The organism is Brevundimonas vesicularis (assembly GCF_900445985.1).
GTDB lineage: Bacteria > Pseudomonadota > Alphaproteobacteria > Caulobacterales > Caulobacteraceae > Brevundimonas > Brevundimonas vesicularis_D.
The window spans coordinates 478,500-504,237 of sequence record NZ_UAQP01000005.1 but is presented as its reverse complement, the minus strand read 5'-3'; the positions used below and the strand labels follow the sequence as shown (position 1 = coordinate 504,237).

Sequence of the window (25,738 nt, the reverse complement as noted above, 5' to 3'; positions counted from 1 at the left end):
CGCAGATTATTGCGTCAGACTTTCTATCAGTGACCGATCGTTGCGCAAACAGGCAGGATCGTCGATCCATGCGGCGCTAGCTTGCGGCGAATAACAACATTGGGCTTGGGAACGTCACATGCGGGTTCTGGTGCTTGGGTCAGGCGTCATCGGCGTCACCACCGCCTGGTATCTCAGCCAGGCCGGGCATGAGGTCACGGTCGTCGATCGGCAGGCCGGTCCGGCGCTGGAGACCAGCTTCGCCAACGCCGCGCAGATTTCGCCGGGCTATTCCGCGCCCTGGGCCGCGCCGTCGATCCCTGTCAAGGCTATGAAGTGGCTGCTGATGCGCCACGCCCCGCTGATCGTGCGCCCGCGTCTGGACATGGCCATGGTGCGCTGGACCGTCGCCATGCTGCGCAACTGCACCCATGAACGCTATGCGCTGAACAAGAGCCGGATGGTGCGTCTGGCCGAATACAGCCGCGACCAGATCGACCTGCTGCGCCGCGAGACCGGCATCACCTATGACGGTCGCCAGCAGGGCACGCTTCAGCTGTTTCGTACCGAAAAACAGCTGGCCGACGTGCACAAGGACGTCGATGTGCTGAAGGCCGCTGGCGTGCCGTGCGAGGTTCTGGACCGCGCTGGCTGTATCGCGGCCGAGCCGGGCCTGGCCGCCTCCGACGTCGATTTCGTCGGGGGTCTTCGTCTGCCGCATGACGAGACCGGCGACTGCTTCCTGTTCACCAACGCCCTGGCGAAGCTGGCGGCGGAGCGCGGCGTGGTCTTCCACACCGGAACCGAGATCCAGTCGATCACGATGACGGACGGTCGTGCGACCGGCGCCATGACCAGCAAGGGCGCCATGACGGCCGATCTGGTGATCCTGGCGCTCGGCTCCTATTCGCCGATGATGGCCAAGCCGCTGGGTCTCGATCTGCCGGTCTATCCGGTGAAGGGCTATTCGATCACGGCGAAAATCGTGAACGAAGACCGGGCGCCCGTCTCCACCGTGATGGACGAGAGCTACAAGGTGGCGATCACGCGCCTGGGCGACCGCATCCGCGTGGGCGGCATGGCCGAGCTGTCGGGGTACAACAACACCCTGCCCGCCGTCCGTCGCGAGACCCTGGCCCATTCGGTCGGCAGCCTGTTCCCCGGCGGCGGCGACCTGGCGGGGGCCAGTTACTGGTCGGGCCTGCGTCCAATGACGCCGGACGGCACGCCGGTGATCGGCGCGACCAAGGTTCCGGGGCTTTATCTGAACACCGGCCACGGCACCCTCGGTTGGACCATGGCCTGCGGCTCGGCGCGGGTTCTGGCCGACATGGTCGACGGCAAGGCCCCCGAGATCGAGGCCCGCGACCTGTCGCTGAACCGCTATGGCGCCTGGGCCGGGGCGTTCGCGCCGGGCTACACCTGAGATCAGACGTCGGCGGGGAATTTTACCGTCTAAAGTGTCTAATTCGTCTAATCTCGCGACGGTGGAGCCTTGGGCCGCGGACGGGAATTCACCGTCTAAAGTGTCTAATTCGTCTAATCCGGCGGCATCATCCGGGTGAGGCGCGGGCGGGATTTCGCCGTCCCTTCCGCCTGAACTTAAGCTGTCAAAGATCCACGGCCAGTCTAGCACGCGGCTGGAGCGCGGTCGGTTAGACGCCGCTCGGGGGCGAAAACCCGTTGGAAATCAAATAGCGGGGCGCCAACGATGCGCTGGCAGGGCGCCGCGGCGTGGCGCGGCGCGTCGGAGCCCCCTATAGAGCGCGCGATGAAGACCGCCGATTTCGATTTCGACCTGCCCGAAGACCGGATTGCGTTGCGCCCGGCCGATCCGCGCGATTCGGCACGGCTGCTGGTGGTGAAAGGCGGCGCGCTGGAAGACCGGGTCATTCGCGATCTGCCGGACTTCCTGCAGCCGGGCGACGCCCTGGTGTTCAACGATACGCGGGTCATTCCCGCCCGTCTGTCAGGCGTGCGTCAGCGGATCGGGGCCGAGGGCGAAACCCTGACAGTCGAGGTGGAGGCGACGCTGCACCACCGCGACGCGCCCGACGTCTGGTCCGCCTTCATGAAGCCCGGCAAGCGCATCAAGCCGGGTGATCGGGTTCGTTTTGGAAACGCGAGCGACGCCGCCTGCGACCTGGGTCGACTGGATGCGACGGTGACGGCCAAGGGGGAAGACGGGCTGATCACCCTGACCTTTGACCTCGCGGGACCGGCGCTGGACGATGCGATCCGCGATGTCGGGGTCATGCCCCTGCCGCCCTATATCGCCGCCAAACGGCCCGAGGACGACCGCGATCGGTCGGACTATCAGACCGTCTTCGCCGAGCATGACGGGTCGGTCGCGGCGCCGACGGCGGGGCTGCATTTCACCCCTGCCCTGCTGGACGCCATCCGCGCCAAGGGCGTCTCGACCCATGCAGTGACGCTGCATGTCGGGGCCGGCACCTTCTTGCCGGTCAAGGCCGACGACCTGGCCGACCACAAGATGCACAGCGAATGGGGCGAGGTGTCGCCTGAAACCGCCGCCGCCCTGAACGCCGTCCATGCAAAGGGCGGGCGCATCGTCTGCGTCGGCACCACCTCCCTGCGGCTGCTGGAAAGCGCGACGGCCGAGGGCGGCGAGATCAAACCCTTCCACGGCGACACGGCCATCTTCATCACGCCGGGCTATCGGTTCCGGGCGGTCGATGTGCTGATGACCAACTTCCACCTGCCGAAGTCGACGCTGTTTATGCTGGTCAGCGCCTTTGCGGGAACGGCGACGATGAAGGCGGCCTATGCCCACGCGGTCGCCGACGGCTATCGCTTCTATTCCTACGGCGACGGATCACTGCTGTTCCGCGACTGATCGCGGGTCAGGGCCAGAGGCGCCCCGAGCGCCAGGCCTCGCCGTCGCGGTCGAAACGCAGTCGGTCGTGCAGGCGGAACGGGCGATCGCGCCAGAACTCGACCGAGCGCGGCACGACGCGCCAGCCGGTCCAATGGGACGGGCGCGGCACCTCCTGACCATCGAAGCGCGCGGTTTCGCGGCCCACGGCCTCTTCCAGCACCGTGCGATCCGACAGGGGACGGGACTGGTCCGAGGCCCAGCCGCCGATGCGGCTTTCGCGCGCTCGGCTGGCGAAATAGGCGTCGGCCTCGGCCGGCGTGACCGGCTCGACCGCGCCGCGCACCCGCACCTGGCGACGCAGGGATTTCCAGTGGAAGGTCAGGGCGGCGGCCGCGCAACCGGCCAGTTCGACGCCCTTGGCGCTCTCGCTGTTCGAATAGAAGGTGAAGCCCCGCGCATCGACATCCTTCAGCAGAACGATCCGCGCATCGGGCAGGCCGTCGGCGTCGACGGTCGACAGGGTCATGGCGTTGGGATCGTTCGGCTCGTGCGCGCGCGCATCGGCCAGCCATTCGACGAACAGGCCGATCGGTTCGGGGCGATCGAAGATGGTCTCGTCGCCATTGGCGGCCAGGGCGGCGGCATAGTCGCGGGCGTATTCCTCACGCGACGGGCTGGGCGGGATCACGGATGCGGTCATGCGAGTGATGTAGTCGGTGCGGGCGCGGCTGGGAATGATCGAGGTCAAAAACGGGCGTGTCGCCGTCAGGGTTAACCGCCCATTGACCCTGATGGGCGAACGGTGACGGCATGAGCGCGCCTGTTCCGATTTCAGATGTGTCCGGCGTCCGTGAGGCCCTGTCGATCCTGGGCCTGAACGGCGATGTCGATGCATCGACGCTGAAGGCCGCCTTCCGTACGGCGGTGAAGGCGGCGCGGCCGGATCAGGCGGGCGGGGACGCCGAGCGGTTCCGGCGCGTGATCGCGGCCTATCGGCTGATCCAGGCGCACCAGCCCCCTCGCCCCGCCCTGTCGGCGCCGGCCGCGCGACCGGCGCCGACGCCGGTTCTGGTCCTGTCGCCGATGCAGGCCCTGGCCGGTGGTCAAGTCGAGGTCCGGCTGGACGCGCGCACGGTGCGGGTCACAGCCCCCAAGGGCCTGCGCAGCGGCGATCATCTGCGGCTGAAGCGCGGGGCGGCGGACGGCAGCGACCTTTATCTGTCGGTGCTGATCCGGCCAGAGGACGGGCTGTCGGTCGTCGGCGATGACCTGTTCATGACCTGGGCCGTCGAGCGTCGCCTGATGGCCGACGGCGGGCGGGTGGAGATCGAGACCCCTGTCGGCACGCGCTCGGCCTGGATCACCGCCGACATGGCCGCGCCGGTGCGCGTGCGGCTGAAGGACCTGGGCCTGCCCGCGCGCGGATCACGGCCGGCCGGGCATCTGTTCGTGACGCTGGAGCCGTCGTCCGATGTCCCCTCGGCGGCGGAGGACCTGCTGGTGCGGTTCACGCGGGTCTGGACGCAGGAGCGTCTGGCGGCCTAAGTCGGGGCCATGTCGCACAATACCTTCGGCCATCTGTTTCGCGTGACCACCTGGGGCGAGAGCCACGGGCCGGCGATCGGCTGCGTCCTCGACGGATGCCCGCCGATGATCCCGCTGACCGAGGCGGACCTTCAGCCCTGGCTGGACCGGCGGAAGCCGGGCGGGAACCGCTTTGTCACCCAGCGCAAGGAAAGCGACACGGCGCGCATCCTGTCGGGCGTGTTCGACGACGGCGACGGGCCGGTGACGACGGGCACGCCGATCTCGATCCTGATCGAGAACGAGGACCAGCGCTCCAAGGACTATGGGGAGATCGCCCGCGCCTATCGGCCGGGGCACGCCGACTATGCCTATCAGGCCAAATACGGGGTGCGGGACCACCGGGGCGGCGGTCGATCCTCGGCGCGCGAGACGGCCAGCCGCGTGGCGGCCGGGGCCGTGGCGCGCAAGGTGCTGGGCGACGGCGTGAAGATCAGGGCCGGCGTGGTCCAGATTGGCCCGCACCAGATCGCGCCGGATCGGATCGATTTCGACGCCGTGCACACCAATCCGCTGTTCGCCGCCTCGGCCGAGGTCGTGGGCGATTGGGAGGCCTATCTGGACGGCGTCCGCAAGGCGGGATCGTCGGTCGGGGCGGTCGTCGCCCTGGAGGTCACGGGCGTTCCGGCGGGCTGGGGCGCGCCCCTGTACGGCAAGCTGGACGGCGAGTTGGCTTCGGCCCTGATGTCGATCAATGCGGCCAAGGGGGTCGAGATCGGCGCCGGCTTCGAGGCCGCCGAACTGACCGGCGAACAGAACGCCGACGAGATGCGGCTGGACCTGAACAAGCAGCCGGTCTTCCTGTCGAACAAGGCGGGCGGCGTGCTGGGCGGGATTTCTACGGGCCAGCCGGTGACGGCGCGGGTGGCGTTCAAGCCGACCTCCTCCATCCTGACCCTGCGCCAGACGATCACTCGCGATGGCGAAGAGACGGACCTGCGCACCAAGGGGCGTCACGACCCGTGCGTCGCCCTGCGCGCCGTGCCGGTGGTCGAGGCCATGGCCGCCTGCGTCCTCGCCGACGCGCATCTGAGGCACCGCGCCCAGGTCGGGTGATCAGGGCCTGGATCGTGGCGGACGCGGGTTTGCGCGATCGGTCTCGCGCCTCCGCGGCGGCTCGGTCTGACGCGCCTCGCACCGCATCAAGGCCATCAGGGCCGACAGGCCTGTCGTCATCACGATCATCGCTCGATTCCTGCAACTGCGAACCGTTTGCAGGTTTGCGCATGTGGAGGGCGCGTGCAAGACAAGGGACCGATGGCGCCCAACTCAGGAGATCAACCGTGCGTGAAGACGGAAAGCTGGACTACCTAGAACTCCCCGCCGCCAATCTACCCGCGACCAAGGAATTCTACAGCCAGGCGTTCGGCTGGACGTTCGTGGATTACGGCCCGACCTATGCCGCCTTCGATCAGGGTCTGGACGGCGGGTTCGACGCCGATCAGACCGATCAGACCAAGGCTCCCCTGCCCATCCTGTACGCCCACGAGCTTGAAGCCATGCTGGCCAAGGTCGAGGCGGCCGGCGGCCGGGTCGTGAAACCGATCTACAGCTTCCCCGGCGGTCGCCGCTTCCACTTCGCCGATCCGGCCGGCACCGAAATCGCCGTCTGGTCCGAGGACTGAGCCCTATTTGACGTCGATGGACTGGCCGATGCGTTCGGCCAGATCCCGGTCCGCACCCTCGACGCTGGCGATCCAGACGTGGACCTCCTTGGGGTCCGTGGCGCGCTGGAACAGGTGCTCCATCGCCAGACGGCGGCTGCCTTCGGTCACGACGACCGAGGCGCGGCCGCCGGCGCGGACCGTCTCGCCGTCGTAGATCGGAAACTGCGACGACGGACCGGCGTAGATCATCAGCAGGGTCTGATCGCCGCGCTGGACGCGATAGATGTTGGCGTTCGCGCCCGCGCGCGCCGGGGTGATGGTCAGGCCGGCAGGCAGCTGGATGCTGAACGGCAGAGCGGCGATAGCGGCGGCGTTCAAGGCCGCCGAGGCGGGTGCGACGGCCGGCGGGGTTGCGGCAGGCGCGGTCGTTGTCGGTTGAGGCGCGGTCGCTTGAGCCGCCGTTGTGGTCGGTGCTGGCGTTTGCGGACGTGTCGCCGTCGCCGGGCGCGTCGTGGTCGCCGGGCTTTGGCCGATCGGCGGCTGGGCCTGGGTCGTGCGCGGCGCGGATGACGCGGCGGGCGCCGGACGCGGCGATGCTGAGGGAGTCTGGCCGATCGGAGGCAAGGCCTGGGTCGTCGCCCGGGCCGGGGCCGGGGTCGGGGCCGGGGTCTGGGTCGGGGTTGCGGTGGAGGTGGCGGGCAGGGTCGCGGAAGGCGGCGCGCTGTTCAGGTCGCGCGTCAGGTTGGAACCGGGACGTTGCGGCGGGGGCGTCGTCGCCTGTCCTGAAATCACGAGGGCGGCGGCAAGGGCGATCATAGGCATGGCCGGACCATCGCGCGGCCGGCGCGCGACCGCAAGCGCGACCTCACGCCTTGGGCAGCGCGACCCAGAAGGTGGCGCCCTCGCCCGGCGCCGAGATCACGCCGATCGAGCCGCCCTGCAACTCGATCAATCGCTTGGCCAGCGCCAGGCCGACGCCGTGCCCCTCGACCGTCGAACGCTCAAGGCCCAGACGGTTGAAGGGCTCGAACAGCTGCGCCTGCTTCTGAAGCGACAGGCCGGGGCCGAAATCGCTGACCTCGATGCGGACGCAGTCGTCCTGACGAAGCGCACGCAGGACGACACGACCGCCGGAACCGCCGTATTTCAGCGCATTGCTGGTCAGGTTGGTGATGATCTGGGCCAGACGCTGAGAGTCCGCGACCGCGATCAAGCCATCGCCCTCGCACACCACCTCGACGGCGACCCGGTCAGCGTCGGGCCACAGCAGGCACGTGCGGCGCACGTCTTCCAGTAGTCCCGGAATGTCGGTCGGCCGCAGATCGACCCGCACGGCGCCGGATTCGGCGCGCGCCACATCCAGCAGATCGTGGGCCAGGGTTTCGACCTGACGCGCGGTCTTGACCAGCATGTCGGACATCTCGGCCTGCTGGGCCGAGACCGGCCCCAGGTGGCCCTGCCGCCATAGATCGCCAATGCCGATGATGCCCGCGACGGGGCTCTTGATCTCATGGGCGACGTTGGCGAGCAGGCGGGACTTGGCCTCGGACGCCTTTTCGGCGCGTTCACGGCCCAAGCGCGCGCGCTCCGCCAGAAGGTCGCGCTCTTCCAGCAATGAGGCCACCAGCAGGACGGGCATATAGCCGATCAGCACCAGCATCTGGGCCATCAGAACCTGGTGGGTCAGGTCGCCTTGGACATAGGGACCATTGCCGATCATGGCGCTGCCGACCAGCAGCACGCTCATCACGACCAGGGTAAAGGCTGTGCCGGCGACGCCGAGCCGCACCGCGATCCCCAGCAGAAGCGGCAGCAGGACGAAGCCCATCGGCACGTCGCCCGTGAAGGCGACATAATAGAAGACGGGAACCAGCCCGATCAGAACGGCGGCCTCGATCAGTTTCCTGGGCTTCAGCAGGCGGGCGAACATGGCGGGCGTCAGCGACATGCCCAGCGAGCCCAGCACAGCGATGCCCAAAGTGTGGCCAAGCCACCAGGTCTGGAAGCCCTGCCACACGATCTCGGTCTGACCGATCTGCGACAGGATCAGGACACTGCAAAGGGCGGCCGGGATCGGCGCCAGGACAGCCGCGAAGATCAGAAAGCTGACCGCGCCGTTCAGGCTGGAAAGGTTGAGCGTAGGAGAGAACCGGCGCGCCAGCAGGACGGCCCCCACGATTTCGATCATGTTGGTGATCGTGAAGGCCAGCGCCAGCGGCGGGTTATTGCCGGCGATGATCTCGCCGATCAGGATACTGACCGTCATGACCCCGCCGAAGATCAGGTCGCTGGTGCGGCCACGGCTGGTGCGCAGCCAGACAGCGACCGCAACGCCGCTGGCGCCCCAAAGCCCGGCGACCAGACCGGCCGAACGGGTGTAGGCGATGGCCATGGCGACCAGGATGGCGACCGCCACGCCCGTCAATACCGGGATCAGGGGATTAGGACCGTCCGGGCCGTCGGCGTCGCCTGGGCCGGGCCGATAGCCGACCTCCATCACGCCCTTGACGGACGTGGTGCGGGGCTCATCGGCATTGAGCGCGCGGCTCACGATCATGGACAGGTTCCGACCAATCAGAGGTCGGGATAGGACGACACGGTTCCTAATATCCCCTGAAGTCAGCCCCTCAATTTTTCATTGAATCGCCTGACGGCCTCGGCTGCGCCATCGGGATGGTTCCAGACCCCGCTACTGACCGCCACGAAGTCGGCGCCAGCGTGGGCAAGCTCTGCGGCGTTGTCGACCGTGATGCCTCCGATGGCGACGCAGGGCGTCTCGACCGTCTCTTGCCACACCGTGAGGATGTCCAGCGGCGGGCGATGCACCGTTTCCTTTGTATCGGTGGGATAGAAGGCGCCGAAGGCGACGTAGTCGGCGCCGCCCTCTGCGGCGTCCCAGGCCAGGTCGCGGTCGTCGTGGCAGGTGACGCCGATCATGGCGTCCGGCCCCATGATACGCCGCGCCTCGGCCAGCGAGCCGTCTTCCTGACCGATGTGAACGCCGTCGCAGCCGGTGGCCCGCGCCAGATCGGGCCGGTCATTCAGCAGGACCGCGACATCATGACGCCGCGCGATGGGAGCCAAGACCTCGATCGCCGTGCGGATAGCGGCGTCGTCGGCGGGCTTCAGCCGGATCTGCAAGGCCGCGACATCGCCGGCGGCCAAGGCCTGATCGAGGGTTTGCGCAAAGGCGTTCAGGTCGGCGATCGCGGGCGGCGTGATCAGGTACAGCCGGCAGGGCGGACGCTCGGGGACGGTGGGTGTTCGGGCCATGTCCGTCATTGCCTGCCCCCGCGACGATCCGTCAACGGCCCAAGGCCGGGCGAAGCCATGCGAACGACTTGCAATCGCCTTAAGGACTGCTATAGCGAACCATTCTCAGTCAGTGAAACGTGTAGCGCCTCGTGTACGTCTGCAACTGTAACGGTCTTCGCCAGCGTGATGTCGCCCAGGCCATCGAGGCCGGCGCTTGCCGTCCGCGTGACATCTTCGCGCGCAACCAGTGCCAGGCCCAGTGCGCCAAATGTGTCTGCGAGATGCGTCAGATGATTCAGGAAAGCCGCGAAGCGTTCGCACTCGCAGCCGAATAGTTTTCTTCGCCTGCGGCCGACAGTCACTCGCACTCTCAATGTAGTGATAAAAACTCGCAAATAAACACACTGCGTTTTACTGTGTTATGGCTGCGCTCGACAGACGGCGATAGCGCCGTGGCGAGACCAAGGACCATGGCCATGAAGGGCGACCCCGCAATCCTGCGCACGCTGAACGCAGTGCTGACCAACGAGCTGACGGCCGTGAATCAGTATTTCCTGCATGCCCGCATGTTCGAAAGCTGGGGCCTCGCGCACCTGGGCAACGTGATTTACGAAGAATCGATCGGCGAGATGAAGCACGCCGACATGCTGATCAAGCGCATCCTCTTCCTGGACGGGCTGCCCAACCTGCAGGACCTGCACAAGCTGAAGGTCGGCGAGGATCCGATCGAATGCCTGGGCGCCGACCTGCAGCTGGAACTGGACAGCCGCGCCACGACCGCCGCCGCCGTGACCCAGTGCGAGGAAACCCGCGACTACGTCAGCCGCGACCTGCTGATGAAGATCCTGGCCGACACCGAAGAGCACATCGACTTCCTGGAAAACCAGCACAAGTTGATCGAGCTGATGGGCGCGCAGAACTATCTGCAATCGGCGATGAAAGAGATCATCACCGACGGCGCTGCGACCGGCAACTAAGCTCTGCCTTCTGACGGAACCCGTATCCGCTCCGGTCATTAGCCTGTCAGGGCCAAGCTGGAGCGGACCATGACCGATATTGACGACGCCATCGACGACGTGCGCGACGCCGCCGTGGATCTGCTGAACAGCGAGGGCCGCAGCGCGAGCCACGTCGCCGCCGGGATCGCCCTGACGGTCGGATTCGCCCTGCTGGCGCACGGGATCGCGTCGGGGGCGTTGACGCCCAAGCGCAATCTGAAACAGGTCCGCAAGAAGGATCTGCCGATCACCGAAAAGCCGCGCGGCGCCTTCAGTCTGATCCTGCCCGCCGTGTTTTCCGCCACCACCCTGTCTGCGGTGCGCGTCTGGAACGCCCCGCCCCAGCGGGAGCGGACCAGGGCCATGGGCCTGTGGGTGGCCGCCCAGACGGTGAACGCCATCTGGCTGGGCCTGCGTCCATCGTCGATGGCGCGTCAGGTGATCGCCGCCATGTCGTCGGCCGGTCTGGCCGCCGCCTTCGCCCACGAGGCGCGCAAGCTGGACGAAGGCGCCGGCAAGATGGCGGCGCCAACCGGGTCTGGCGTGCGGATCGGAAACTTCCTGCATCGCAAGGCCGACGCCGCCTCGGGCGGGCGCACCCTGCATTAGGTCGCGTCGCCTTGCCCTTTATCGGGGCTTCCTCTAGGGATCGCGCCCTATTCGCCTCGCCCCGAACGGTGCGAGGGCGCAACTCCATTTCCGATGTGACCCCATGAAGATCAACGGCAACACCATCAAGCCCGGCATGGTCCTGCAGCACAATGGCGGCCTGTGGGTCGTCACCAAGGCCAGCCATGTCAAGCCCGGCAAGGGCGGCGCCTTCGCCAACGTCGAGGCCAAGAACCTGGAGACCGGCAACAAGCTGAACGAACGCTTCCGTTCGGAAGACAAGGTCGAGCGCGTGACGCTGGAACAGAAGGACTTCTCCTATCTGTTCGACAACGGCGACAGCCTGGTCTTCATGGACGACGCTACCTACGAGCAGATCGAACTGCAAAAGGACTGGGTCGGCGAAGAGCGCATCCCCTATCTGCAAGAAGGCATGAAGGTCGTCATCGAGATGCACGAAGAGCGTCCGATCGGCCTGGAACTTCCCGATCAGGTCGTGCTGGAAGTCGCCGAGACCGAGCCGACCGTGAAGGGCCAGACCGCCTCGTCTTCCTACAAGCCCGCGCTGGCGTCGAACGGCGTGCGCATCATGATCCCGCCCTACATGTCGGCCGGCGAGCGTATCGTCGTCGACACGACCAGCGGCGAATACGTCCGCCGCGCGGACTAACAGACCACCACGCTAAAGCAGCCCCTCGCGGGGCCGTTCCTTTCTGAACTTCTCCGACTGTCCGGCTGCGGCTTTGAAGGACTTTCGGACCAGGAGATTCCCCGATGGCCCTCGCCTCCGCCCTGCTCCAAGTCATGACCGATGCGGTGCGCAAGACCGCCCGCCCGATGCTGCGCGACTTCGGCGAAGTCTCCCAGCTTCAGGTGTCGAGGAAGGGCCCCGGCGATTTCGTCACGGCCGCCGACCTGAAGGCCGAAGACACGCTCTACGAACTGCTGATGAAGGCCCGCCCCGGTTACGGCTTCCTGGGCGAGGAACGCGGCATGATCGAGGGGACGGACAAGTCCCACACCTGGATCGTCGATCCGATCGACGGCACCACCAACTTCATGCACGCCATGCCCCACTTTGCCATCACGGTGGGGCTGGAGCGCCGCGCGCCCGATGGGTCGAGCGAGATCGTCGCCGGCGTGACCTACAACCCCGTCATGAACGAGCTGTTCTGGGCCGAAAAGGGCAAGGGCTGCTATCTGAACGACCAGCGCATCCGCGTCGCCGGCCGTCGTGATCTGTCCGAAAGCCTGATCGCCACCGGCCTGCCCTTCATCGGCAAGTCGGGCCACGCCCAGTCGATCAAGGATCTGCACGCCGTGGGCCAGCGCGTCGCCGGCATCCGCCGCCTGGGCTCGGCCGCCCTGGACTTCGCCTGGGTCGCTGCCGGTCGCTACGACGCCTATTATGAGCGCAATCTGAAGCCCTGGGACGTGGCGGCGGGCATCCTGTTCGTCACCGAGGCCGGAGGCCGGGTCACGACCATCGAGAACGACGGCGATCCCAAGACGGGCAAGTCCATCCTGGCGTCAAACACCGAACTGCATCCGCACCTGCGCAAGGTTCTGCAGGGCTCCTGAGGCTCGCTTCTGTCTCTTCCCCGCTTGCGGGGAAGTGGCGCGGCGTTTCCTTAGCGCCGTGACGAAGGGGCTCTTGCCTGATCGTCAGCGGCCGGTGGGGCGTCAAGAACCCCTCCACCGCTTCGCGGTCCCCCTCCCCACATGTGGGGAGGAGACGGTCATCGACCTGTCGCGCCCCTGCCCTATCCAAGGCGGATGATCCGTTACATCCTGTGCGGCCTCGTCCTTCTGACCGGAACGTCCGCCCTGTCACAGTTTGGCGCCCAGCCCCTGATCATCGCCCATCGCGGCGCGTCCGGCGAACGGCCCGAGCATACGCGCGCGGCCTATGAGCTGGCGATCGAACAGGGCGCGGACGTGATCGAGCCGGATCTGGTGCTGACCAGGGACGGCGTCTTCGTCGATCGGCATGAAAACGAGATCGGCGGCACGACGGACGTGGGCGACCGGCCCGAGTTCGCAAGCCGTCGGACGACCAAGACCATCGACGGGGTCGAGACCACCGGCTGGTTCACCGAAGACTTCACCCTGGCCGAGTTGAAGACCCTGAGCGCCAGGGAGCGGTTACCCGCGTTTCGACCGGGCAGCGCCGCCTATGACGGTCAAGAGCCGATCCTGACCTTTGCTGAAGTCGTCGCCATCGCGCGCGAGGCCTCGGCGCGGACCGGGCGGACAATCGCCGTGGCGCCGGAGTTGAAACATCCGACCTATTTCGCCGAAATCAGCCTGCCGATGGAGGACGGCTTCGTCGCTGAACTGGAGCGGCTGGGTCTGACGGGCGCCGAGGCCCCGATCATCATCCAGTGTTTCGAGGTCGGGCCGCTGGAGCGGTTGGCGCATCGCATCGATGCGCCGCTGGCCCAACTGATCGCGGCCAAGGGCGGACCGGCGGACCGGGCGGACGTGACCTATGCCCAGATGATCACGCCCGAGGGGCTAAAGGCCATCGCCGCCTACGCCGACTGGGTCGCGCCGGAGATGACCCTGGTCCTGCCGCGCGACGCACAAGGCCGCACGACCGCGCCGAGCACTCTGGTCACCGACGCCCATGCGGCGGGCCTCAAGGTCGTGGTCTGGACCCTGCGGGCCGAGAACGCCTTCCTGCCGGTCGAGCGACGCAAAGGCGACGACCCTGCCCGGCACGGCGACATGACCGGCTATGCCTCAGCCTTCGCCGAGGCCGGGGTCGATGCGCTATTCAGCGACTTCCCGGCCCTGGCGCGGACCACGGCGCCCTAGTTGCGGAACTGAAGCTCGGCAAGGCGGGCGTAGAGGCCGCCCTGGGCGACGAGTTGCTCGTGGGTGCCCTCTTCGACCACGCGGCCGTCGTCCATGACGACGATGCGGTCGGCGCGCAGGACGGTGGCGAGGCGGTGGGCGATGACCAGGGTGGTGCGCTCCTCCATCGCCTGATCGAGGGCGACCTGGACCAGGCGTTCGCTTTCGGCGTCGAGCGCGCTGGTGGCCTCGTCCAGCAACAGTATGGGGGCGTCGCGGACCAGGGCGCGGGCGATGGCCAGGCGCTGGCGCTGGCCGCCCGACAGGCTCTTGCCGCGCTCGCCGAGTGGGGTGTCGAACCCTTCCGGGAGGGCGTCGATGAAGCCGAGCGCCTGGGCCTTTTCGGCGACGGCGCGGGCCTCTTCCAAAGTCGTATTCTCGCGGCCGAAGCGGATGTTTTCCAAGGCCGAGCCCGAGAACAGCGGCGTCTCCTGCGACACCCAGGCGAAGCGGTCGCGCACGGCGACGGGATCGGCCTGGCGCACATCGACGCCGTCGACCGAGACCATGCCGGTCTGCGGATCGTAGAAGCGCAGCAGCAGGCGGAAGACCGTGGACTTGCCGGCGCCAGACGGGCCGACCAGGGCGACCGTCTCGCCAGGGCGCACGGTCAGGCTGAAGCCCTTCAAGGCCGGAAGGTCGGGGCGGCCCGGATAGGCGAAGCCCACGGCCGACATCGACACCTCGCCGCGCGGGGGCGTCGGCAGGGCTGTGGCCTGAGGCGGCGGAGCGATACCGGCGACGGCGCGCATCAGCTCCTCGATCCGCTCCATGGCGCCGGCGGCCTTTTGCACGTCGCCCCAGCTTTCGCCGAGCGCGCCCACGGCGCCCGCCGCGAAGACGGACAGCAGAACGAACTGAAGCAAGGCGCCGGGCGTCATGGCGCCCTTCACCACGTCCTGAGCGCCCAGCCACAGCACCAGAGTGACGCCGCCGAACATGACAACGATGATCAGGGCGGTCATCCAGGCGCGGGCCTGCATCCGCGTCAGGGACGCGTTGAAGGCGTCCTCGACCGCCGCGCCGAAGCGGGTGATGGCGCTCTGTTCGCGGCCGAAGGCCTGGACCGTCTCGATGGCGTCCACGCTTTCGCCGGCGAAGCCGACGGCGTTGGCGAAGCGGTCCTGGGACGCGACGGTCAGTTTGCGCACCTTGCGGCCGAAGATGAAAATCGGCCCCAGCAGGAAGGGCACGATCAGCAGGACGAAGCCAGTCAGTTTCGGGCTGACGAAGAACAGCAGGGCCACGCCGCCGATCAGGGTCAGGAAGTTTCTGAGCGCGTAAGAGATCGACGTCGTCATCAACGTCTCGACCAGGGCGATGTCCGTGGTCAGGCGCGACAGCACCTCGCCGGTGCGCATATGGGCGTAGAAGGACGGGTCCAGCGTCAGGATGCGGCCGAACAGGCCTTTTCGCACATCGGCGATGACGCGCTCGCCCGTGCGGGTGACGAAATAGTAGCGGGCGGCGGTCGCCAGCCCCAGGAACAGGGCGTTGGCGCCCAGCAGCAGGAACCAGATGTTCAGATGGGCGCCGCCCGCCTCGAACCCATGGTCGATGGCCCCGCGCGCCAGGGCGGTCAGGCCCAGCGAGGCGGCGGTGGACAGCAGCAGCCAGAAGACCGCCATCAGGGCATGACCCTTGTGGCGCATGGCAAAGGGAATCAGTCGCGCCAGCGGGCGGATGTCGCGGCGCTTGGCGCGTTTGGCGCCCGCTTCGGACATCTGGTCGGCCAGAAGGGCGCCGGCGCTGGGCCTCCCCTCCAGCGACGCCATGCCCGAGGCGCGGTTGGCGGAAGGGGCGGAGGCGGCGGCTTGATCGGTCATTTCGCCCGCCTCTTGCCCCGGAACGCCCCCCGGTGTAAACGCCGCCCCTCATTCCCGCCGGATTTCTGGCGGGTTTCTCATTTCACGCGCACGGACGGTCGGCATCGTCACCGCGCAGAGACCGGACGACGACCATGAAGGCGGATACCCATCCCGACTACCACTTCATCACCGTGGTGATGACCGACGGCAGCACCTACCAGACCCGTTCGACCTACGGGAAGGAAGGCGACAAGCTGGCCCTCGACATCGATCCGTCGACGCACCCGGCCTGGACGGGCGGCAACGCCCAGCTGATGGACCGCGGCGGTCGCGTCTCGCGCTTCAACAACAAGTTCGCCGGCTTCATCAAGAAGTAAGCGCGTCTTGGCTGCGACATCTCGCAGCAATCGGAACACCAAGAGCGTCGGTCGCAAGGCCGGCGCTTTTTGTTTGGTCGGAACACCGATAATGTGGGGGCGTTCGGGTACCAGGGGCGTCGGCCACGCTGGCCGAAGCGATCGAAGAAGCGGAAGACTATGAATAGACGGCAACTGGGTCTGGGCGTCGCGACGGCGGCCATGACCCTTGGCTCGGCGGCGCGCGCGCAGCAGGTCTTCGTGCAGCGCGGACCGGAGGCGACCGCCTTCTACAACAGCTTCAACGACCAGATTTCGCGTCTGCCCGAGACGCAGCAGGCGGATGTGCGCGCCTTCTATGAAATGAACGGCTGGCGGCCGGTGTGGAACGCCGACCGGGTGCGCGCCTTGAACACCGTCGCGGCCGGCGCCAATCGCCATGGTCTGGCGGGCTCTGACTATTTCGACTTTGTGGGACTGGCCGCCGATCCGGCGAGCGCGGACCTGCGGACCACGGCGGCGGCGCTGGCCTATGCCCGTGTACTGGCCGAGGGCAAGGTGCGGCCCGAGACGGTCGAGGACCTGTGGGAGATGCAGAAGAACCGTGTGGACCTGCCGCGCGGTCTCAGCGACGCCCTGACCCGCAATGTGTTGGGCCAATGGTACGACGGCCTGGCGCCCACCGACATCGGCTATCAGAACCTGTCGGCCGGCTATGTCCGCTATCGCCGTCTGGCGGCGCAGGGCGGCTGGCCCCGCTTCACCCAGGGCGCGACCATCGAGCCGGGCAATAGCGATCGCCGCATCCCCGCCCTGATCGACCGCCTGACGGCCGAGGGCGACCTGTCGGCCGCCGACGGCGCGCGGCTGAAATCGCAGGGCCTGGTTTACAACGCCGAACTGCAACGTGCGGTGCAAAGCTTCCAGAACCGCCATGGCCTGGGCGCAGACGGGCGGATCGGTGCAGGCACCCAGCGCTCGCTGGGCGCCTCGGCCGAGGACCGTGCGCGTCAGATCGCGCTGAACCTGGAGCGCCGTCGCTGGCTGAAGCGCGAAGTCGCGCCGGAGCGGATCGAGGTCAACACCGCCGCCGCCATCATGGTCTATTGGAAGGACGGCAAGCCGGTTCACTCCAACCGCGTCGTCGTCGGCTCGGCCGAGAACCAGACGCCCAGTCTGGAGAAGCCCTTCGCCTCGGTCGTGGCCAATCCGCCCTGGTATGTGCCGGCCGGCATCGCGCGCCGCGAAATCCTGCCCAAGGGGCTTGGGTATCTCGCCGCCAACGACATGTATGTGAAGGACGGCACGGTCATCCAGCGCGCCGGTCCGCGCTCGGCCCTGGGCTATGTGAAGTTCGAGCTGCGCGACAGCTACGCCATCTTCCTGCACGACACGCCGTCGAAGGCCGCCTTCAACCTGTCCACGCGTCAGCGCAGCCACGGCTGCGTGCGGGTGCAGAATGCGGTGGAGTTCGCGCGCCTGCTGCTGTCGCCCGATCCGACCAAGCTGGCCCAGTTCGACACGGCCCAGGACACGCGCGAGACGACGCGCGTGACCACCGGCCGGGAAATCTCGGTGCGTCTGCTGTATTGGACCGCCTTCGTGGACGGTCAGGGCCGCGTGGCGTTCCGCGAGGACGTCTATGGCCGCGACGACAAGCTGGCGCAGGCGCTGGGTATCGGCGTCAATCTGCCCAAGCCCATCGACGACGGCCGGGCGGACGCCAACGACGTCGGGCCGTAAAGGGGGGCGATCAGCCCCTGAAGGCCGCCTCGAGCATGCCCATCTGGCTGAGCACCGGGTTTTCCGGGGCCTGATCCTGATCGTCGGCGTACATGCGGCGATCCAGATACAGGGTGCGGTCGAACAGCTTTTCCGATCGCACGAGGTATTCGATCAGGGCGATCGGCAACTCGGCGTGGCTGGGCTCGGCGTCGATGCGACGGTCGTTCAGCCGGTAGCGCGGTTCACAGGCGGCCTCGGGCGTCATGTCTTCTTCTCGCACGGCCCGCTGCACCAGGAGCCAGGAGGCGATCTGCATCAGGCGCGTGGTCAGCTTCATGCTCTCGGCCGCATAGGCCAGGGCGGCGGCGCGCGACAGCATCTTGGAATCGCGACGGCCCTCGCCGTCCAGATAGGCGGCGGTCTCCTCGACCAGCTCCATGCCTTCGCGGAAGGTGCGATCGAACAGTTCCGACCGGGCGAAATCGCGAACGGTGCGGCTGCGGTCAGCGGGAGAGAGAGCGGAGGTCATCTGAGCTTTAAACATCGGAAAAGTGCGGGTCCGTCCTGCAATCGGCCGCTCGCGGCGGCATTTTGCAGAATGGGTGCAACGCTCATGCCATGCGGACGTGCCATTCGCGATCACGAACCGAAGTTGAACAGGGCGTCGGCGGCGTTTTTCTTGGAGCGTTTCGTCTCGATCGCGGCGCGCGAGCGCGCGATCTCCGCCTCAAGCGCGGCGATCCGCTCCTGCAAATCCTCGACGGCGTAAACATCCAGGTCTTCGCGTGACAGGGCCCGCAGCGGTTCGCCGCGTTGCGGGCGGGGTTCAAGATCTTCGAACATCGTCGCCTTCCTTTCGCGCTGTCATGGCCAAGGCGGTCCACGGTCCCTATCTGAACGCCCGGATACGGACGAATGCAAGGCGAGTGCGATGCGCGTGATCGAAATCGAAGGCGGTTCCGGACCGGCCGAGGCCCTGAAAATCGCCGAACGGCCCGATCCCGTGGCGAGGCCGGGTCAGGTGCTGATCCGGGTGCGGGCGGCGGGTGTGAACCGGCCGGACCTGCTGCAACGCACCGGCGCCTACCCCCCTCCCCCCGGCGCGTCGGACGTTCTGGGGCTTGAAATCGCCGGCGAGATCGCGGCCGTCGGAGAGGGCGTCACGCGCTGGGCGGTCGGCGACCGGGTCTGCGCCCTGCTGGGCGGCGGCGGCTATGCGGAGTTGGCCGTGGTCGATGCGCGTCATGTCCTGCCGATCCCCGAGGGTCTGGATTATGTGCAGGCGGCCGTGCTGCCGGAAACCGTCTTTACCGTCTTCGCCAATGTGTTCGAGGGCGGCGCGTTGAAGGCCGGCGAGACGTTGCTGATCCATGGGGCGACCAGCGGCATCGGCGTGACGGCCATCCAGATGGCCAAGGCGGCCGGCGCCCGAGTGATCGCCACCTCACGCGGGGCGGACAAGGCCGCAGCCGCCAAGGCGCTGGGCGCCGACATCAGCCTGGACGCCAAGACCGATGATCTGGAGGCGCAGATCCGCGAGGCGGGCGGCGCGGATGTGGTTCTGGACATGGTGGGGCGCGACTACGCCGCCTTGAACCTGAACAGTCTGAATGCGGGCGGGCGTTGGGTGGTCATCGCCTCCCTGACCGGCCCCAAGGTCGAGATGGATCTGCAGCGGATCATGCTGAAGCGGTTGACCCTGACGGGCTCGACGCTGCGCAGCCGCCCGGCGGACGAAAAGGCGCGTCTGACCGCCGCTGTCGAGGCGACCGCCTGGCCGTGGATCGCATCCGGCAAGATGAAGCCGCCGGTTCAGGCGGTGTTCGCGTTGGAGCAGGCGGCCGATGCGCACGCCGAGCTGGAAGCCGGCGGGCACATCGGCAAGATCGTGCTGAGCGTCTAGTAGCGCCCGCCGCGCACGGGGCGCAGCGACGAGATGTTGTCGTTGAAGCCGCCGTTCAGGAAGCGGACATCGCCTTCGACGATGCGGCAGCGTCCCCGGAACTCGGCGTCGGTGCAGACTTCCCAGCGGCCTTCGACGCGCATCGAACTGATGCGGTCATTGAATGGGGTGCGGCCCAGGTTGCGGTCCTCGCTGGTGAACTCACGCGAGGCGCCGCGGAAGTTGGCGTCGTCATAGACGGTGATCGAAGACCGACCCCAGCCGCCGCCGTTGCCGCCGCCCCATCCCCCTTCGCCTTCCCACTGGCCTCGCACCGGGCCACAGACCAACAGACCATTTTCGTTCGCGATGTCGAAGCGGCCGCAACGGCTATAGTCCAACGAACTGGCGCGACGATCCCGACCGCCGCCCTCGCAACGGGCGAACAGGCGACCGCCGCGCACCGAGGCGTCCGTGCAGCTTTCGCGATAACTGCCCTGGGGCGCGCGGCCGGCGCCGCCGCCCCAGTCTGGACCGCCGTTGCCGGGGCCCCAGCCGCCGCCGGGGCGACCGGGCTGGCTGTCTTCATAGTCGCCACGGAAACGCCCGCAGACCAGCAGGCCGTTGTCGTTGTTGATTTCCTCGCCGCCGCAGCGGTTCAGCTCGATCGACGTGCCGCGCATCCGCCCGCGCGTGTCGCGGCAATCGGCATAGAGACGACCGCGATTCACATAGGCTTCCGAACACGACTGGGCGTAGCCGCCGCGCGGGGCGACGCGTTGGGGGCCGTAGTCCTGGCCCGAGGCCATCGCTGCGGCCAGAGCCGCGCCAAGCAGAATGGACATGGTGGTTCTCCTCTCCCGAAGCCGAAAAGCTTCATTACCGCGAAGGTTGCGTCAGGGCGGATGAACCGTTGCTGTATGGGATTGTCGCTCAGCGTTTTCTTTTGTGTCGAATAGGCCTATATCGGCATCATACGCGCCCGGTCGAAAGGCCGGGCGCCGTCGTATCCAACGCCAGCCGAAGCCTCATTCGGCGGCTCACAACACCGGGACGAACGCCCCATGAGCGACATTCTGATGCCCAAGGCCACTGCGGTCTGGCTGGTCGACAACACCTCTCTGAGCTTCGAGCAGATCGCCGACTTCTGCGGCCTGCACCCGCTGGAAGTTCGCGGCATCGCCGACGGCGACGTGGCGCGCGACATCCGCGGCGTGGATCCCGTCACCGGCGGCCAGCTGACGCGCGAAGAACTGGACAAGGCCCAGGGCGACGAAAACTATCGCATGAAGGCGATCGTCAGCCGCCACGCCGAACTGCTGAAGTCGGCCAAGCCGGCGCCGAAATACACGCCTGTGTCGCGTCGCCAGGACCGCCCCGACGCCATCGCCTGGTTCGTGCGCAACCACCCCGAGGTGACGGACGCCCAGATCGCCAAGATGCTGGGCACGACCAAGTCCACCATCGAGAGCGTGCGCAACCGCACCCACTGGAACAGCGCCAACATCAAGCCGGTCGACCCGGTGACCCTCGGCCTGGTCGGCCAGCTGGCGCTGGACGAGATCGTCAAGAAGGCCGCCGACAAGAAGGCCAAGGACGACCTGAAGAACGGGGGCGGCACGATCCAGCCCGTCGAACAGGTCGAGGCCGAGCCCGAGTTCGTGCCGGAAGCCCGCCAACGTCCCGGCGCCGAGCCGACGGCGGAATCGGTGTTCGGCACCAAGGACTGATCCGCCTTCGCGCAACGAAAACGGCCCCGGAGAGCGATCTCCGGGGCCGTCGTCGTTTTCAGGGAAGTCCGCGCTAGGTCGCGCGCGCCTCCAGACTGGTGATTTCTTCCTTCAGCCGAAGCTTCTTCTGCTTCAGCGCCCTGACCTGCAACGGATCCGTGGACGGGCGGGTAAGCTCCTTCTGGATGGTCTCATCCAGGGTGCGATGACGATTACCCAGTTCGCGAATACGAGCCTCGATGGTCATGGCTTGCGCCTCCTTTGGTTAGGGACCAGTAGAGTGAGCGCCCGGTTTGGCGCGCTGTGTAATCACTTTCCAGTGACAGCCCGTCGCCCCGGACCCGAAGGAGGCTGACCCCCAAAATGGACGATGATGTGAACGGAGCCATACGGAACCCGCCCGCCAGACTGGTGGTCGGAATTTCAGGGGCTTCCGGCGCCGTCTACGGCGCCCGGGTGCTGGATGCGCTGAACGATCTGGGCGTCGAAAGCCATCTGGTCGTGACAAAGGCGGCCCTGCTCACATTGTCGCAGGAGACCGATCTGTCGCCCGACGAACTGACGGCCAAGGCGTCGGTGGTTCACAAGCTGGGCGACGTGGGGGCGACGATCGCCTCCGGCTCGTTCCGCACCCTGGGCATGATTGTGGCGCCCTGCTCGATCAAGACGATGAGCGAGATCGCGACCGGCGTGACCTCCACCCTGCTGACGCGGGCGGCGGACGTGACGCTGAAGGAGCGGCGACCGCTGGTGCTGATGGTGCGCGAAACGCCGCTCCACCTAGGCCATCTGCGCACCATGACGGCCCTGGCCGAAATGGGCGCGATCATCGCCCCGCCCCTGCCCGCACTTTACGCCCGGCCGAGCTCGATCATGGAGATGGTCGATCAGTCGGTGGGGCGGACGCTGGACCTGTTCGGCCTGGATTGGGGCGCGGTGCGGCGCTGGGAAGGCCTGAAGTCATGAGGCTGTGGGACTGGGCGGTCGCCGCCTATGGCGCGCCGGGGGTCGGCGAGGCGTGTCTGGCGCTACAGGACAGCCACGACCAGAACGTGCCTGTACTGCTGTGGTCCGCCTGGGTCGCGGCGACGGGCCGAAAGCCGGACGAAGAGACGATCGAGGCGGCCTGCGACACCGCCCGGGCCTGGGACAGCGTCGTGGTCGCCCCGCTGCGTTCGGTGCGGCGGACGCTGAAGGCGCCGGTCCCCGATATCGACGACGGCCCGCGCGAGAGCGTGCGCAACCGCGTCAGGGCGCTGGAGCTTGAGGCGGAGCGGCATTTGCTGGAGGCGCTGGAGGCGCTGGCGCCCGAACCAAGCGGGCCGGCCCGCCCGATCATCGACGGCCTGGCAGCCACCGCGCGGATGTGGGCGGACGTGACACCGCGCCCGGCCCTGATCCGGCTCGCAGACGCCCTTCCGGGCTGAAGCCGGCTTGGCTATAAGCGGCTTGAGAGTGACACGATGAACGACGACACGCCTGCGATCACCGAGGAAATGGCCGAGCTTCAGGCGCGGGTGAACCATCTGCGGCAGGAGCACGCCGACTTGGACGCCTCGATCGAGGCCCTGGGTCAGGCCGCCATTCCCGATCAGCTGATGATCGCCCGGCTGAAGCGCAAGAAGCTGGCGCTGAAGGATGAGATCGTGAAGCTGGAAGACCGCATCCTGCCAGACATCATCGCCTGATCGCGCTCTTGGCGCTTGGTTCCAGCCTGCGACAATCCGCCGCACCGTATGGCCCCAAAGTCGCCTAGGCCGTCACGCATAAGGCCGCCCTCCCACGGAACGCCGTGCGCTGTCGGGCGCCGCTTCCTTCATTCCAGAGCGTAGAGACGCTGGAGAGGCCGCCGAATGCGACGCCTGCTGTCCAACGCGCCGATGGCGCGGTGCAAGACCCTGTTGATCCACTCCGGCCAGACGGCCGCCTTCGCCGCCGTGGCTGTTTTCGCCGCCGCCGCCGCGCCAAATGCCGCGCGCGAGGCCGCCATGCCGCCGCCGACCCAGATCGCCGCGCCGGTGTCGCCGCCCCTGAAGGCCGAGGTCGAGAAGGCAGGGCCGATCACGCGCCAGATCGCCTTCACCGCCCCGGTGCGCGGCTATGCGATCAACTCGCCGTTCGGCCTGCGCAAACTGGCCATCGAAGCCAAGGCGCGCGCGCACAAGGGCGTCGACATCGCCGCGCCGAAAGGCACGACCGTCTTCACGGCCGCCGAGGGCGAGGTCATCCGCACGGGGTACGACCCCGAGGGCTATGGCAACTTCATTGAGGTGCGCCACCCCAACGGCATGAGCACCCTGTACGGCCACCTGAGCCGGATTGATGTGGCCAACGGCGACGCTGTCGCGCCCGGTCAGCGCATCGGGCTGGTCGGCTCCACCGGCTATTCCACCGGCCCGCACCTGCATTTCGAGGTCCGTCGCGGCGGCGCGCAGGTCAATCCGACCAAGGTGGTCGATCGCCATTTCGAAGTAACGGTGAAGGCCCAGGCCTGACGCGCATTGCGTTGCGACGCGCGCCGCAAACGTCCTAGTGTCTCCTCTCGTTCTGGGAGGGATGGACATGAACAAGATCGTCGCCGCCGTCGTCGCGGGCCTGCTGGCCGCCACGCCCATCGCCGCCTCGGCGCAGGACTACGGGCGCTACAGCGACGCCGCCGCACAGACCGAACTGTCGCGCCTGGCGGATGTGCAGATGGCGGTCATGGTGCCGATGCGCGACGGCGTGGGACTGGCCACTAATGTCTATCGCCCCAAGAACGCGTCCGGCCCCTTGCCGACCGTTTTCGTGCGCACACCCTACAACGAGCTGGCCTACAACGCCCGCACCACGCGCTCGGCCCTGAGCTGGGTCAGCAAGGGCTATGCCTTCGTCATCCAGAACGAGCGGGGACGGTATTTCTCGGGTGGCGACTATCAGATCCTGGGCCATCCCCAGACCGACGGCTATGACGCCCTGACGTGGATCGCGGCCCAGCCCTGGTCGAACGGCAAGGTCGGCACCCTGGGCTGTTCGTCGTCCGCCGAATGGCAGCTGGCCCTGGCGGCCCAGAACCACCCCGCCCATGCCGCCATGGTGCCCCAGGCCTCGGGCGCCGGCATCGGCAAGGTCGGCCGGTTCCAGGAACAGGGCAACTGGTACACAGGGGGCGTGCCGCGCAACCTGTTCTTCGTGTGGCTGTACGGCGTGGACAATCCACAGCGCGCCCAGATCCCGATGGATCTCGATCAGGAAACCCGCGCCCGGATCGTCCGCTACAACGACCTGGACGCCAAGAAGCCGGACGTGAACTGGCCCAGCCAGATCCGACACTTGCCGGTCAACGACATGCTGAAGGACCTGGGCGAGCCGGCCGGCACGTTCGAGGAACTGATCGCGCGCACCCCATCCGATCCAGCCTGGCGTCAGGGCGGCCTGTACCACGACGACATGGGCTGGGGCGTGCCGTCGCTGTGGTTCAACAGCTGGTATGACGTCTCCATCGGGCCGAACATGGAGCTGTTCAACCATGCCCGATCCACGACCCAGGATCGCGAGGCGGCCGAGAACCAGTATGTCGTGGTCGGCCCCAACAACCACTGCGCCTTTGGCGGCCTGGGGCCGAACTACAAGTCGGGCGACCGCCCACTAGGCGACGCCACCTTCGACAGCGACGCCCTGGTGCACGCCTGGTTCGATCGCTGGCTGAAGGGCGAGCGCCGCGCCTTCCCCGAGAGTACCCCGCACGTGCAGTATTTCAACATGGGCGAAAACGCCTGGCGCACGGCCGCGCAGTGGCCGCCGGCCGGGGTCAAGACGGTGCGGATGTATCTGCGCTCGGGCGGCGCGGCCAACAGCCTGAATGGCGATGGCCTGCTGAGCCTTCAGACGCCGCCCGCCGGCGAACCGGCCGACCGCTATCGCTATGATCCCATGAACCCGGTCCAGACCATCGGCGGCGGCGATTGCTGCAACGGCGGCCTGGTCACGGCCGGGGCTTTCGACCAGCGACCGATCGAGGCGCGCAACGATGTGCTGGTCTATACGTCGGAAGCGCTGACCGAGCCGATGCAGGTCACCGGCTTCATCGATGCGGTGCTGAAGGTGTCGTCCTCTGCGCCCGACACCGATTTCGCGGTCAAGCTGGTGGATGTGGCGCCGGACGCCACGGCCTATATCCTGGGCGACACCATCATGCGGGCGCGCTATCGCAACGGCTATGATCGCCCCGCGCCCCTGACGCCGGGCCAAGTGGCGACCGTGCAACCCACGCCGCTGACCATCAGCAACACCTTCCAGCCCGGTCACCGTATCCGGGTCGAAGTCACCAGCTCCAACTTCCCCAAGTTCGTGCGCAACCTGAACACGGGCGGACCGAACGAGACCGAGAGCCAGGGCGTGGTCGCCGACAACGCCATCCATCACGCGGGTGACGACGCCTCCTACATCGACCTGCCTGTGGTGAAATAGGCGCCCGCGCGCCGAAGTCGCTGGCGTCCCCTGTCGTCGGATTCTAGGCTGACGACAG

At 67.4% G+C, this 25,738-nt stretch carries 29 protein-coding genes; 20 read left to right on the top strand and 9 right to left on the bottom strand.

What is annotated here, in order from left to right; genetic code table 11:
• Positions 1-118: 118 nt before the first annotated feature.
• Entirely contained in the window at positions 119-1,405 is a 1,287-nt protein-coding gene (locus DT343_RS02560) for a D-amino acid dehydrogenase (RefSeq protein WP_112861630.1), read from the top strand.
• 345 nt (positions 1,406-1,750) lie between these two features.
• Complete coding sequence (queA, locus tag DT343_RS02555) at positions 1,751-2,836, top strand: tRNA preQ1(34) S-adenosylmethionine ribosyltransferase-isomerase QueA (RefSeq protein ID WP_112861629.1); 1,086 nt, start codon at positions 1,751-1,753, stop codon at positions 2,834-2,836.
• 7 nt (positions 2,837-2,843) lie between these two features.
• Here queA and pdxH read toward each other — a convergent pair whose 3' ends face one another.
• Positions 2,844-3,518 (bottom strand): pyridoxamine 5'-phosphate oxidase, encoded by a 675-nt coding sequence (gene pdxH, locus DT343_RS02550; protein WP_112862549.1) that lies wholly within the window; start codon positions 3,516-3,518, stop codon positions 2,844-2,846.
• Between the two features lie 110 nt (positions 3,519-3,628).
• Here pdxH and DT343_RS02545 point away from each other — a divergent pair, with 110 nt between their 5' ends.
• The 3 genes from DT343_RS02545 (at position 3,629) to DT343_RS02535 (ending at position 6,027) form a co-directional block, all read left to right on the top strand.
• The gene (locus DT343_RS02545; protein ID WP_112861628.1) at positions 3,629-4,363 is read left to right on the top strand and encodes a DnaJ C-terminal domain-containing protein; all 735 of its coding nucleotides are present in this window, start codon (positions 3,629-3,631) and stop codon (positions 4,361-4,363) included.
• A 9-nt stretch (positions 4,364-4,372) separates the two neighbouring features.
• The gene (gene aroC, locus DT343_RS02540) at positions 4,373-5,458 is read left to right on the top strand and encodes a chorismate synthase (RefSeq protein WP_112861627.1); all 1,086 of its coding nucleotides are present in this window, start codon (positions 4,373-4,375) and stop codon (positions 5,456-5,458) included.
• 227 nt (positions 5,459-5,685) lie between these two features.
• Positions 5,686-6,027, top strand: coding sequence for a VOC family protein (locus DT343_RS02535; protein WP_112861626.1), 342 nt, complete (start codon positions 5,686-5,688; stop codon positions 6,025-6,027).
• A 3-nt stretch (positions 6,028-6,030) separates the two neighbouring features.
• On the opposite strand, the gene DT343_RS17420 is transcribed toward DT343_RS02535, so the two are convergent.
• From DT343_RS17420 to thiE, 3 genes are all read right to left on the bottom strand, one after another.
• Positions 6,031-6,831, bottom strand: a complete 801-nt coding sequence (locus tag DT343_RS17420) for a hypothetical protein (RefSeq protein WP_181669106.1) — start codon at positions 6,829-6,831, stop codon at positions 6,031-6,033.
• Between the two features lie 43 nt (positions 6,832-6,874).
• Positions 6,875-8,566, bottom strand: a complete 1,692-nt coding sequence (locus DT343_RS02525; protein WP_112861625.1) for a sensor histidine kinase — start codon at positions 8,564-8,566, stop codon at positions 6,875-6,877.
• 62 nt (positions 8,567-8,628) lie between these two features.
• Positions 8,629-9,282: a thiamine phosphate synthase gene (thiE, locus tag DT343_RS02520; RefSeq protein WP_112862548.1), complete on the bottom strand. Its 654-nt coding sequence runs from the start codon at positions 9,280-9,282 to the stop codon at positions 8,629-8,631.
• 131 nt (positions 9,283-9,413) lie between these two features.
• On the opposite strand from thiE, the gene DT343_RS02515 reads away from it, so the two are divergent.
• The 6 genes from DT343_RS02515 (at position 9,414) to DT343_RS02490 (ending at position 13,691) form a co-directional block, all read left to right on the top strand.
• Positions 9,414-9,599 (top strand): (2Fe-2S)-binding protein, encoded by a 186-nt coding sequence (locus DT343_RS02515; protein WP_017504559.1) that lies wholly within the window; start codon positions 9,414-9,416, stop codon positions 9,597-9,599.
• Between the two features lie 141 nt (positions 9,600-9,740).
• Positions 9,741-10,241, top strand: a complete 501-nt coding sequence (gene bfr, locus DT343_RS02510) for a bacterioferritin (protein ID WP_112862547.1) — start codon at positions 9,741-9,743, stop codon at positions 10,239-10,241.
• Positions 10,242-10,310: 69 nt separating this feature from the next.
• Entirely contained in the window at positions 10,311-10,871 is a 561-nt protein-coding gene (locus DT343_RS02505; protein ID WP_112861624.1) for a tryptophan-rich sensory protein, read from the top strand.
• 103 nt (positions 10,872-10,974) lie between these two features.
• Complete coding sequence (gene efp / locus DT343_RS02500; protein ID WP_017504556.1) at positions 10,975-11,541, top strand: elongation factor P; 567 nt, start codon at positions 10,975-10,977, stop codon at positions 11,539-11,541.
• Between the two features lie 104 nt (positions 11,542-11,645).
• Positions 11,646-12,452 carry an inositol monophosphatase family protein gene (locus tag DT343_RS02495; RefSeq protein WP_017504555.1) on the top strand — a complete coding sequence of 269 codons (807 nt, stop codon included), beginning with the start codon at positions 11,646-11,648 and terminating at the stop codon, positions 12,450-12,452.
• A 195-nt stretch (positions 12,453-12,647) separates the two neighbouring features.
• Positions 12,648-13,691 (top strand): glycerophosphodiester phosphodiesterase, encoded by a 1,044-nt coding sequence (locus DT343_RS02490; protein ID WP_112861623.1) that lies wholly within the window; start codon positions 12,648-12,650, stop codon positions 13,689-13,691.
• On the opposite strand, the gene DT343_RS02485 is transcribed toward DT343_RS02490, so the two are convergent.
• Positions 13,688-15,556: an ABC transporter transmembrane domain-containing protein gene (locus DT343_RS02485; protein WP_112861622.1), complete on the bottom strand. Its 1,869-nt coding sequence runs from the start codon at positions 15,554-15,556 to the stop codon at positions 13,688-13,690. The genes DT343_RS02490 and DT343_RS02485 overlap by 4 nt on opposite strands.
• Positions 15,557-15,690: 134 nt before the next feature.
• On the opposite strand from DT343_RS02485, the gene rpmE reads away from it, so the two are divergent.
• Together rpmE and DT343_RS02475 are read left to right on the top strand one after the other, a co-directional pair.
• On the top strand, positions 15,691-15,915 hold the full coding sequence (gene rpmE, locus DT343_RS02480; RefSeq protein ID WP_017506001.1) for a 50S ribosomal protein L31: 225 nt from the start codon (positions 15,691-15,693) through the stop codon (positions 15,913-15,915).
• Positions 15,916-16,074: 159 nt separating this feature from the next.
• A complete protein-coding gene (locus DT343_RS02475; protein ID WP_112861621.1) occupies positions 16,075-17,637 on the top strand; it encodes a L,D-transpeptidase family protein in 1,563 nt (520 codons plus the stop codon).
• A gap of 10 nt (positions 17,638-17,647) precedes the next feature.
• Here the strand turns inward: DT343_RS02475 and rcdA are convergent, their stop codons facing one another.
• Entirely contained in the window at positions 17,648-18,148 is a 501-nt protein-coding gene (gene rcdA / locus DT343_RS02470) for a protease adaptor protein RcdA (RefSeq protein ID WP_017505999.1), read from the bottom strand.
• Between the two features lie 110 nt (positions 18,149-18,258).
• Positions 18,259-18,462 (bottom strand): DUF1192 domain-containing protein, encoded by a 204-nt coding sequence (locus DT343_RS02465; RefSeq protein ID WP_055754990.1) that lies wholly within the window; start codon positions 18,460-18,462, stop codon positions 18,259-18,261.
• Positions 18,463-18,550: 88 nt separating this feature from the next.
• Here DT343_RS02465 and DT343_RS02460 point away from each other — a divergent pair, with 88 nt between their 5' ends.
• On the top strand, positions 18,551-19,522 hold the full coding sequence (locus DT343_RS02460) for an NAD(P)H-quinone oxidoreductase (RefSeq protein ID WP_112861620.1): 972 nt from the start codon (positions 18,551-18,553) through the stop codon (positions 19,520-19,522).
• On the opposite strand, the gene DT343_RS02455 is transcribed toward DT343_RS02460, so the two are convergent.
• A complete protein-coding gene (locus DT343_RS02455; RefSeq protein WP_112861619.1) occupies positions 19,519-20,346 on the bottom strand; it encodes a beta/gamma crystallin-related protein in 828 nt (275 codons plus the stop codon). The genes DT343_RS02460 and DT343_RS02455 overlap by 4 nt on opposite strands.
• A 219-nt stretch (positions 20,347-20,565) precedes the next feature.
• Between DT343_RS02455 and DT343_RS02450 the strand changes: the two genes are divergently transcribed.
• Complete coding sequence (locus DT343_RS02450; protein WP_039245300.1) at positions 20,566-21,231, top strand: DUF1013 domain-containing protein; 666 nt, start codon at positions 20,566-20,568, stop codon at positions 21,229-21,231.
• A 73-nt stretch (positions 21,232-21,304) separates the two neighbouring features.
• Here the strand turns inward: DT343_RS02450 and DT343_RS02445 are convergent, their stop codons facing one another.
• The gene (locus tag DT343_RS02445; RefSeq protein WP_017505994.1) at positions 21,305-21,478 is read right to left on the bottom strand and encodes a YdcH family protein; all 174 of its coding nucleotides are present in this window, start codon (positions 21,476-21,478) and stop codon (positions 21,305-21,307) included.
• 116 nt (positions 21,479-21,594) lie between these two features.
• On the opposite strand from DT343_RS02445, the gene DT343_RS02440 reads away from it, so the two are divergent.
• From DT343_RS02440 to DT343_RS02420, 5 genes are all read left to right on the top strand, one after another.
• Positions 21,595-22,197 carry a UbiX family flavin prenyltransferase gene (locus DT343_RS02440; RefSeq protein WP_112861618.1) on the top strand — a complete coding sequence of 201 codons (603 nt, stop codon included), beginning with the start codon at positions 21,595-21,597 and terminating at the stop codon, positions 22,195-22,197.
• Positions 22,194-22,658: a TIGR02444 family protein gene (locus DT343_RS02435; protein ID WP_112861617.1), complete on the top strand. Its 465-nt coding sequence runs from the start codon at positions 22,194-22,196 to the stop codon at positions 22,656-22,658. Before DT343_RS02440 ends, DT343_RS02435 begins: the two co-directional genes overlap by 4 nt.
• A gap of 36 nt (positions 22,659-22,694) precedes the next feature.
• Positions 22,695-22,919 carry a YdcH family protein gene (locus DT343_RS02430; protein ID WP_017505991.1) on the top strand — a complete coding sequence of 75 codons (225 nt, stop codon included), beginning with the start codon at positions 22,695-22,697 and terminating at the stop codon, positions 22,917-22,919.
• A gap of 165 nt (positions 22,920-23,084) precedes the next feature.
• Positions 23,085-23,726, top strand: coding sequence for a M23 family metallopeptidase (locus tag DT343_RS02425; RefSeq protein WP_112861616.1), 642 nt, complete (start codon positions 23,085-23,087; stop codon positions 23,724-23,726).
• 67 nt (positions 23,727-23,793) lie between these two features.
• A complete protein-coding gene (locus DT343_RS02420; RefSeq protein ID WP_181669105.1) occupies positions 23,794-25,680 on the top strand; it encodes a CocE/NonD family hydrolase in 1,887 nt (628 codons plus the stop codon).
• Positions 25,681-25,738: the final 58 nt, after the last annotated feature.

Coding starts and splice junctions, on each gene's coding strand:
- DT343_RS02545 (WP_112861628.1), top strand. CDS start 3,629: ATGAGCGCGCCTGTTCCGATTTCAGATGTGTCCGGCGTCCGTGAGGCC.
- DT343_RS02485 (WP_112861622.1), bottom strand. CDS start 15,556: ATGACCGATCAAGCCGCCGCCTCCGCCCCTTCCGCCAACCGCGCCTCG.
- DT343_RS02490 (WP_112861623.1), top strand. CDS start 12,648: ATGATCCGTTACATCCTGTGCGGCCTCGTCCTTCTGACCGGAACGTCC.
- queA (WP_112861629.1), top strand. CDS start 1,751: ATGAAGACCGCCGATTTCGATTTCGACCTGCCCGAAGACCGGATTGCG.
- rcdA (WP_017505999.1), bottom strand. CDS start 18,148: ATGACCTCCGCTCTCTCTCCCGCTGACCGCAGCCGCACCGTTCGCGAT.
- DT343_RS02560 (WP_112861630.1), top strand. CDS start 119: ATGCGGGTTCTGGTGCTTGGGTCAGGCGTCATCGGCGTCACCACCGCC.
- DT343_RS02525 (WP_112861625.1), bottom strand. CDS start 8,566: ATGATCGTGAGCCGCGCGCTCAATGCCGATGAGCCCCGCACCACGTCC.
- DT343_RS02475 (WP_112861621.1), top strand. CDS start 16,075: ATGAATAGACGGCAACTGGGTCTGGGCGTCGCGACGGCGGCCATGACC.
- DT343_RS02445 (WP_017505994.1), bottom strand. CDS start 21,478: ATGACCATCGAGGCTCGTATTCGCGAACTGGGTAATCGTCATCGCACC.
- DT343_RS02505 (WP_112861624.1), top strand. CDS start 10,311: ATGACCGATATTGACGACGCCATCGACGACGTGCGCGACGCCGCCGTG.
- pdxH (WP_112862549.1), bottom strand. CDS start 3,518: ATGACCGCATCCGTGATCCCGCCCAGCCCGTCGCGTGAGGAATACGCC.
- DT343_RS02430 (WP_017505991.1), top strand. CDS start 22,695: ATGAACGACGACACGCCTGCGATCACCGAGGAAATGGCCGAGCTTCAG.
- thiE (WP_112862548.1), bottom strand. CDS start 9,282: ATGGCCCGAACACCCACCGTCCCCGAGCGTCCGCCCTGCCGGCTGTAC.
- DT343_RS02455 (WP_112861619.1), bottom strand. CDS start 20,346: ATGTCCATTCTGCTTGGCGCGGCTCTGGCCGCAGCGATGGCCTCGGGC.
- DT343_RS02465 (WP_055754990.1), bottom strand. CDS start 18,462: ATGTTCGAAGATCTTGAACCCCGCCCGCAACGCGGCGAACCGCTGCGG.
- DT343_RS02460 (WP_112861620.1), top strand. CDS start 18,551: ATGCGCGTGATCGAAATCGAAGGCGGTTCCGGACCGGCCGAGGCCCTG.
- DT343_RS02420 (WP_181669105.1), top strand. CDS start 23,794: ATGAACAAGATCGTCGCCGCCGTCGTCGCGGGCCTGCTGGCCGCCACG.
- efp (WP_017504556.1), top strand. CDS start 10,975: ATGAAGATCAACGGCAACACCATCAAGCCCGGCATGGTCCTGCAGCAC.
- DT343_RS02425 (WP_112861616.1), top strand. CDS start 23,085: ATGCGACGCCTGCTGTCCAACGCGCCGATGGCGCGGTGCAAGACCCTG.
- DT343_RS02450 (WP_039245300.1), top strand. CDS start 20,566: ATGAGCGACATTCTGATGCCCAAGGCCACTGCGGTCTGGCTGGTCGAC.
- bfr (WP_112862547.1), top strand. CDS start 9,741: ATGAAGGGCGACCCCGCAATCCTGCGCACGCTGAACGCAGTGCTGACC.
- rpmE (WP_017506001.1), top strand. CDS start 15,691: ATGAAGGCGGATACCCATCCCGACTACCACTTCATCACCGTGGTGATG.
- DT343_RS02440 (WP_112861618.1), top strand. CDS start 21,595: ATGGACGATGATGTGAACGGAGCCATACGGAACCCGCCCGCCAGACTG.
- aroC (WP_112861627.1), top strand. CDS start 4,373: ATGTCGCACAATACCTTCGGCCATCTGTTTCGCGTGACCACCTGGGGC.
- DT343_RS02435 (WP_112861617.1), top strand. CDS start 22,194: ATGAGGCTGTGGGACTGGGCGGTCGCCGCCTATGGCGCGCCGGGGGTC.
- DT343_RS02495 (WP_017504555.1), top strand. CDS start 11,646: ATGGCCCTCGCCTCCGCCCTGCTCCAAGTCATGACCGATGCGGTGCGC.
- DT343_RS17420 (WP_181669106.1), bottom strand. CDS start 6,831: ATGCCTATGATCGCCCTTGCCGCCGCCCTCGTGATTTCAGGACAGGCG.